Origin of the sequence: Thermoactinomyces sp. DSM 45891, from assembly GCF_900119485.1 — a bacterium.
In the GTDB taxonomy this organism is placed as follows: Bacteria; Bacillota; Bacilli; order Thermoactinomycetales; family Thermoactinomycetaceae; genus Baia.
Window position 1 is genome coordinate 165,319 of record NZ_FPJZ01000003.1, and the last position, 7,280, is coordinate 172,598.

Below are 7,280 nucleotides of genomic sequence, written 5' to 3' on the forward strand. Positions count from 1 at the left end.
CATCATGAGCCAATCAGGTGACAAACTTTGTGTTTGACTAGAAGATTTTGGTATAATCGTTTCTATATAGTTTTCATTAAAGGAGTCGTGAGTATGAAGCGTGGGAAGCCAGACTTTTGGCTTATATTGGTAATCTTTCTGTTAGTAGGCTTTGGACTCATCATGGTGTTTAGTACAAGCTATTATAAAGGATTAGTTGACTATCAAAATTCATATTATTTCTTTCAAAAACAATTAATGTTTACAGGATTGGGATTTCTCGCCTTTTTTATTGCAATCAATATTCCCTACACCTTTTATCGAAAACACATTGGGAAATTTCTACTGATCACGGTACCTTTGCTTATTTCTGTCTTTTTTCTTGCCAGAGAGATTAATGGATCACAACGGTGGCTTATATTTGGACCTGTCTCGGTTCAACCTTCCGAAATTGCAAAAATCGTTATGATTATCTACACGGCATCTATTATGGTGAAAAAACAAAGTGTCATGAATCAATTTTCAAAAGCGCTATTCCCTCCTCTTGTCGTAATCGGCTTCATCTGTGGCTTATTATTGGCTCAGCCACATTACAGCGGAATGATGATTGTTCTAACCACTTGTTTGGCCATTATTTTTTGCTCCGGAGCTAGAGTACGACACCTATTTGGGATGTTCGCAACGATTATCCCTGTAGCATTGGGCGTTCTATTTATAAGGGACTACCGAATAGATCGGATTATGGCGATTTGGGACCCTTTCAAGTACGCATTAAGTGAAGGAATGCAAACTGTATACTCGTTATATGCAATTGGTCCTGGAGGGCTATTGGGTGCAGGCCTGGGGAATAGCATTCAAAAGCTAGATTATCTACCAGAGGCACATACGGACTTTATCTTCTCCATCATTGCAGAAGAACTTGGCTTCATTGGCGGGCTATTTATGATCCTCTTGTTCCTTACCTTAATCATTCGGGGTATCTTAATTGCAGCAAGAGCACCTGATCAATTTGGTACATTACTTGGTGTAGGCATCGTCACGTTAATTGGAATTGAAGCGATTTTTAATCTAGGTGTAGTCACAGCTTTACTACCAGCAACTGGAATCCCACTTCCCTTTATCAGCTACGGAGGCTCGGCACTCATTATTAAGCTGTTTGCAATGGGAATGCTACTAAACATTTCTCGTTATTCATCCAAAAAAGCGAATACAAAAACCGTTAAAGAAACACCTTTAAACACATAAAAAAGCTCTCCAGCCTCGGAGAGCTTTTTTATCGTGGTTCAATTACTGCTTCTACATCACCGTATACAAAGCACTGACACGCTAAGCGATTCCCCTCAGTCAGGCCCTCGTCACCAATATGATGATATTCACGCTCAGTCGGTTCACTCAAATGATCGCTCCCAGAGGTGATTTTCACATAACATTTAGCACAATTTCCTTTTGTACATTTGAAAGGAATTGGAATGGATTCCGAAATCGCTTCTAATAAAAAATTACTTCCCTCTGTCGCCTCATATTGAAACAATGTACCATCGGACATAACTTGTACTTTTGGCATGATAGCTCCCCCAATGAAAAGCCCCATCACCTGTTGTGATAGAGCTTATCTGCTATTTTGTATGTATTGATTTTCTTTGATTTGCACGGTACAAGTACCAAATCAGCCATATGATGGCTATCGGAATGACAATAAAAAGCGCCTCTTGACTATATTTATGAAGGTAGTTAAAAGCCACTTCCCAGTTATTCCCCAATATGTGTCCCATACCAATAAACGTAGCACACCAGAAAATCGCACCTGTATATGCAAATAAGGCAAAACGAGTAAATCGCATTCCAGAAATCCCAGCAAGGTACGCCGTTACGTGTCTGACTCCTGGGATAAAATATCCAACGAATAATAGCCAATTTCCATATTTCCGAAACATAAGTTGAGCAAAAATCAATCGCCTTCTAGTGATAAAAATACGAGGTCCATATTTTTTTAAAAAGGGATAACCAAACCTTGAACCTAGTATATAACTGATGGTTATCCCAGAAGCTGACCCCGCTAAAGCGCTAAGAAACGTAAGGGACAAGTTTAGCTTCCCAGTCGTAGTGAGATAACCTAGAAATGTCATCATAATTTCGTCGGGCAACGGAAGCCCCACGATTCCAAGTACCAAAAACAAAAAAATACCTATGTATCCATAGTGTTGTAGTAGGTCAGCCAGTTGTTGTTCCATGAAAGCACTCCAATTTCCTATAACATACAAGATAACTTACAGATAACATAACACAAACTCATTTCGCATTCCACTAAGGGGAAGAAAGAAATCCCTTATACCTCTTTCTTTTCCAACAGATTTGTGACTAATGTGATACCATTTGCCTTCATATGGTAGAGAAAGACTATATCGAAAAAGTCGGCATTATGGGCAAACGCACCTATTTCCTTGGCTACATCAATTGGAAGATCGTACGTTCTTACATGGGAAATCGGTACAATTACCTCTACATCGGCATTCTGTTGATTGGCAAGTAACCGAATTCCCATCGCATTTTGGTAGATGCAAAGATCTGTGCAATCTCCTACCATGACAAATGTACTTTTGGCGTTTCGATCGAAGATCTTTTTTACGGTTTCATGAAAAGGGATTCCCTCCTGATTTACACCAAATAGTCCATTTGTTGCATTTTTGGAATACGTTTGGGCACCTGGTAGATCTTGATAGGATCGAAGTTCGTCTACAATCTCCGCCTCTACGGTTCCATGTACACAGTGAGGGACAAATGAATTAAATTCCACTGCCTGTTCTGGATGAGCATCATGGAGAAAGATTAGATTAGATGGTAAGAGACCCCTCTCTAATAAGGAGTCAGTTAGTTGTTTGACGGGTTGTACCATTTCTCGAACTCTCGAACTTGATAAAGGACCGACGTCGCAAAAACCTTTGATAATGTCTACATACACTAAATACAAATTCTCTACTTCCCCTGCTCTGGTCAAAAGTTCATCAACGGTCCAAGTAGGGGACTGCTGTACATTGTTTTGGATATAAGTTAGGAATTCGTGATGTGTGTTTATATTTGTCAAAGAAATTGGCTCCTTTCTAGATTCCAGCTATAAGTACACACTTCATCATAAAGATACCACTTTCTGAGACTACGTAAACACGTTAGCTAGGGGCAATGTATCTCTCTTGCTTCTAACCATCTAGAAAACAGTGACTTGAAACTACCAATGAGTAGATCAAGTCACTGTTTTCTCTATAGATAGTCAGTTAAATTTTTCACTTGTTCCATGTCTAAACGCTTCGTCACCGCCACAAGTAGGCGGATCAAGTCTTGTACGTCTTGCTTGCTCACCATAGAAGCATGGCTATGTATGTAGCGAGAAGCGACACCGATGGATAAGGAAGGCAAGCCACGTTTATAGAGATGGAATCTCCCTGCATCAGTTCCACCACCTAACATAGTATCTACTTGGTAAGCGATCCCTTCTTTTTCAGCTGTTTCGATGACAAGGTCACGAAGTCGTACGTTTGGGATCATGGTAGCGTCTAAAAAGGTAATGACAGGTCCTTTACCCATTTTCGCTTTAGTTAAGCTCTCCATACCAGGACCATCTTGAGCAATCCCTACATCAACGGCGAATGCCACATCTGGCTCTAAAGCAAAAGGAGCTGTGGTAGCACCACGCAAGCCTACTTCTTCTTGAACAGTAGCACCTGCTAATACGGTATTGGAATGGGGCTCATTTTCAATTTGCCGTAATACTTCCAAAGCTACATAACATCCCATCCGATTATCCAATGCTTTCGCCAAAATAGTATCGTCATCGGGCAGGATTTCAAACGGACAAATCGGAATGATGGGATCTCCCACCTTGATTCCCCATTCTTTTAGCTGCTCGTCACTATGAGCCCCTACATCAATAAACATCTCACGCATCGGGTATACTTTATTTCGCTCTTCCGGTGTTAACACATGGGGCGCTTTCGATCCGATGACACCTGTAAAAGTCCTTTTTTCTGTAACAATCTGCACACGTTGTGCTAGTAGAACTTGACTCCACCAGCCACCCAACGGAACAAACCGCAAGTAACCACTACTAGTGATCTCAGACACCATAAATCCGACTTCATCTAGGTGGCCAGCTAATAATATCCGAGGCCCCCCAGAAGTCCCCTTTTTTTCACCAAATATGCTTCCTGTATTGTCAGTCTTTATCTCAACCTTCGATTTCATCTGCCGAAGCTCTCGTTCCATAATGCGCCGAACTTCCTGCTCGTAACCAGAAACGCCTCGTGCTTCTGTCAATTCCTTTAATAGATCCATCATCTATACATTCTCCTTTATTCCAAAGTCACTAATAGTAGATTGTGTTCAACTAGTGTGGGATATACAAAGAGATAAGATTTAAACATAACGCGAAAAAACGGCCTAAGGAAAATCCCTAAGCCGTATCTTTCGTAACCGTCCCATTCTCAAATGGGGTTCAATTATAATATTAGTTTACAAGCTCAAATTGGAAAGCAAACAATAAGCCGAGTTCTGTTCTCCTAGTGGTAATCGATGGCTTGTTACATCTCCCACTGTTGGAGTGACAATCATCTATCTAGGCCTACCATCGCTAGTAGGCTCAAGCGACCTACCCGAAATCACTGCGGGCAACAGCTACACTTACGTGTTGATTTCCTATCAGGTCTTGCTCCAGATGGGGTTTACCTAGCCAACATGTCTCCATGTTGCTGGTGCGCTCTTACCGCACCGTTGCATCCTTGCCTGTGAGGTATACACCTCCATCGGCGGTCTAACATTTCTGTGGCACTAGCCTTAGGGTTGCCCCCACCAGCCGTTAACTGGCATCTTGCCCTACGGAGCTCGGACTTTCCTCCCGTGGGACCTTACGGTACTCCACCAGCGATTGTCCTGTTTACTTTCCAGAGAACATTAATTATACATTTATTTCTTTCCATTACGCAAGATCTTTCTGACCCTCTACTGGAAAGAAAATGGGTTTGTATCGATTTGTGAAAGTTGAATCGTAATTCGGCTACCAAATGCATCCTGCAATCGATCTACTACTCGTTGCATCGAGACATATTCAATATGATGTCCTGGATCAACCAATGCAATCCCTTCTGTGAGCGCATCCTGTGCCGTATGAAAATCGATATCACCCGTAAGGTATACATCCGCTCCTTGCCAGACAGCATCTCTCATATAACGGGAACCGGCACCTCCTAATAGGGCTACTTTTTCGATGATGCGATTGGAGTCTCCTACAAATCGTAGATGTGGGATATGATAAGCACTTTTTACCAAGTCAATAAATGCTTGTAATGTCATTCTTTCAGGTAACGTTCCGATCTTCCCCATACCAACTGGGCTTCCCGGCGAATCAAGAATATATAAATCGTAAGCTATCTCTTCATACGGATGTGCCTTATGCATGGCAGACAGAATCATTTTCTGCTTACTCTCTGGGAGAATTGTTTCTAAGCGCACTTCAGCTACTCGCTCCAAGATACCTGGTTCTCCGATATATGGCTTCGTACCACTATGCGGAAGAAACGTCCCCGTCCCTGCTGTTTGAAAGGAACAATGACTATAGTTTCCTATCTCACCTGCTCCTGCTTCGCCTAAAGCGTGCTCCACTTCATCCACATGTGACTCCGGCACAAATACGACTAATTTCTTTAGCCGATCTTGTTTATGGTGGACCAAAGTACGACACCCTTGTAGGCCCAATTTCTCTGCTAGAACCGTATTCACGCCCTCTTCTGCTGCATCCAAATTCGTATGAGCGATATACACCTGAATATCGTGCTTTAGACATTTTTGTAATAAGCGCCCTGCTGGGGAGTCTGTACAGATTTGTTTCATCGGTTGATAAATAATGGCATGGTGCCCAATGATCCAGTTGACACCTTGTTTGATTGCCTCATCAACCACCTTTTCCGTAACATCAAGAGTAACTAAAACACCTTCTACCTCGGCATGGATCGACCCCACTTGCAAACCTATGCGATCATTTTCTACAGCTAACTTAGGACTTGCAAACATCTCCATCCATCTAATTAATTCTGCTCCTTGGATAGCCAATTCATCACCTGCTCCCAAATTTCCATCTCTTTTTCTAATTCCCTACGACGCTGAATCGCCTGTTCAGATTGTCCATTTGACAATTGCTTGTAAACCTTTTTCATCTGCGCTAACTCTTCCTGCATCTTCGCATGCAATAAAGGATCACGATTTCGCCATAAAAGCGGACCAATTCGTTCTAAGATAAGCCGCGGAATGGATTGATTTTCGTATACACCTTCGGCTCCTCTCTCTGCAACGATCATTTCATAGTAAATCTCCGCATCGTATACGATCTCTTCATGAACCAACTTCCATTGATTCGACACTAACCACTGTCTGACCCGATGTCCTCCAATATTCGGTTGTAAAACAAGCCTCTTTACAGATTCCAACTTTGATTTATCTGCATCTAAAATCGAGGTAATCAGAGCTCCTCCCATACCTGCAATCACAACCTGATCCACTTCTCCATCACGCAACACTGACAAGCCATCACCTAAACGCACATCAATTTGTTGATCCAAACCATATGCTTCGATCCGCCCCGCAGCATTTTCAAAGGGCCCTCTGTTCACCTCTCCTATAATTCCTTGTCCAAGAAGACCTTTCTGTGCAATGGCTAGTAACAACCAACCATGATCCCCTCCGATATCCGCCACTCTACTATGTGGGAGAACCCATGAGGCAATTTGCGCCAGTCGCTCGGATAGATGAACTGGTTCACTCATATGTAAATTTCCTGCTTCCACGTTGCAAGTCACTCCTATTACACTTCGTCTGCTTCTGATATGAATGGGTCTATTATAACGCAAGTGATCAGATCAATGTACCTTTTCTAGGCGTTGTTCATATGAATATATAAAAGGATTTTAAAGGAGACGTTTCATAATGCCAACATGTAATAACCTGTTCAATGTCAGAATTGTTGCGGTCAGTAGTACGGGCACCGTAAACCTTGGCAACTCAGTTCAAGTCAACCCTTGTAATAACTCCGTCAGCCTTGGGGGAGCAGATCCTGTAGGCGATTTCTCTGTAAATGCGAATAACGAACGAAGTATGTATATAGATCCTGATTTTGCTAGTCAACTCGGCCGAACATTTCTCTAGTCGAAAAAAAGTCTGCTTCACATTGAACTGCACCCCAATTGTTGGACATGAAATTAAAATCCAATAGTTGGAGGTGCTTTTTCTATGGCTAAATATTCATTAGAAATAAAATTGAA

General features: G+C 42.0%; 8 protein-coding genes and 1 other RNA gene. 2 read left to right on the plus strand and 7 right to left on the minus strand.

Annotated elements, in window-relative coordinates; all coding sequences use genetic code 11:
* The first annotated feature begins 93 nt into the window (after positions 1 to 93).
* The gene (gene ftsW, locus BT147_RS05575; protein ID WP_083426402.1) at positions 94 to 1,224 is read left to right on the plus strand and encodes a putative lipid II flippase FtsW; all 1,131 of its coding nucleotides are present in this window, start codon (positions 94 to 96) and stop codon (positions 1,222 to 1,224) included.
* Positions 1,225 to 1,252: 28 nt separating this feature from the next.
* Here ftsW and BT147_RS05580 read toward each other — a convergent pair whose 3' ends face one another.
* The 7 genes from BT147_RS05580 to BT147_RS05610 form a co-directional block, all read right to left on the minus strand.
* The gene (locus BT147_RS05580; protein ID WP_072331977.1) at positions 1,253 to 1,543 is read right to left on the minus strand and encodes a 2Fe-2S iron-sulfur cluster-binding protein; all 291 of its coding nucleotides are present in this window, start codon (positions 1,541 to 1,543) and stop codon (positions 1,253 to 1,255) included.
* A 52-nt stretch (positions 1,544 to 1,595) separates the two neighbouring features.
* Complete coding sequence (locus BT147_RS05585; RefSeq protein ID WP_072331979.1) at positions 1,596 to 2,210, minus strand: DedA family protein; 615 nt, start codon at positions 2,208 to 2,210, stop codon at positions 1,596 to 1,598.
* A 95-nt stretch (positions 2,211 to 2,305) separates the two neighbouring features.
* Positions 2,306 to 3,061: an isochorismatase family protein gene (locus tag BT147_RS05590; RefSeq protein WP_072331982.1), complete on the minus strand. Its 756-nt coding sequence runs from the start codon at positions 3,059 to 3,061 to the stop codon at positions 2,306 to 2,308.
* Positions 3,062 to 3,234: 173 nt separating this feature from the next.
* Positions 3,235 to 4,305, minus strand: a complete 1,071-nt coding sequence (locus BT147_RS05595) for a M42 family metallopeptidase (protein WP_072332024.1) — start codon at positions 4,303 to 4,305, stop codon at positions 3,235 to 3,237.
* Positions 4,306 to 4,495: 190 nt separating this feature from the next.
* Positions 4,496 to 4,910: RNase P RNA component class A (gene rnpB, locus BT147_RS05600), an RNA gene on the minus strand.
* A 58-nt stretch (positions 4,911 to 4,968) separates the two neighbouring features.
* Positions 4,969 to 6,042 (minus strand): Nif3-like dinuclear metal center hexameric protein, encoded by a 1,074-nt coding sequence (locus BT147_RS05605; protein WP_502688556.1) that lies wholly within the window; start codon positions 6,040 to 6,042, stop codon positions 4,969 to 4,971.
* A gap of 8 nt (positions 6,043 to 6,050) precedes the next feature.
* Entirely contained in the window at positions 6,051 to 6,806 is a 756-nt protein-coding gene (locus BT147_RS05610; protein ID WP_083426405.1) for a tRNA (adenine(22)-N(1))-methyltransferase, read from the minus strand.
* Positions 6,807 to 6,945: 139 nt separating this feature from the next.
* On the opposite strand from BT147_RS05610, the gene BT147_RS05615 reads away from it, so the two are divergent.
* Positions 6,946 to 7,164: a spore germination protein gene (locus BT147_RS05615; protein WP_072331985.1), complete on the plus strand. Its 219-nt coding sequence runs from the start codon at positions 6,946 to 6,948 to the stop codon at positions 7,162 to 7,164.
* The last annotated feature ends 116 nt before the right edge of the window (positions 7,165 to 7,280 follow it).

Excerpts from the sequence above, each read along its gene's own strand:
- BT147_RS05605 (WP_502688556.1), bottom strand. The coding sequence starts at position 6,042 with ATGGAGATGTTTGCAAGTCCTAAGTTAGCTGTAGAAAATGATCGCATA.
- BT147_RS05615 (WP_072331985.1), top strand. The coding sequence starts at position 6,946 with ATGCCAACATGTAATAACCTGTTCAATGTCAGAATTGTTGCGGTCAGT.
- BT147_RS05595 (WP_072332024.1), bottom strand. The coding sequence starts at position 4,305 with ATGGATCTATTAAAGGAATTGACAGAAGCACGAGGCGTTTCTGGTTAC.
- BT147_RS05585 (WP_072331979.1), bottom strand. The coding sequence starts at position 2,210 with ATGGAACAACAACTGGCTGACCTACTACAACACTATGGATACATAGGT.
- ftsW (WP_083426402.1), top strand. The coding sequence starts at position 94 with ATGAAGCGTGGGAAGCCAGACTTTTGGCTTATATTGGTAATCTTTCTG.
- BT147_RS05580 (WP_072331977.1), bottom strand. The coding sequence starts at position 1,543 with ATGCCAAAAGTACAAGTTATGTCCGATGGTACATTGTTTCAATATGAG.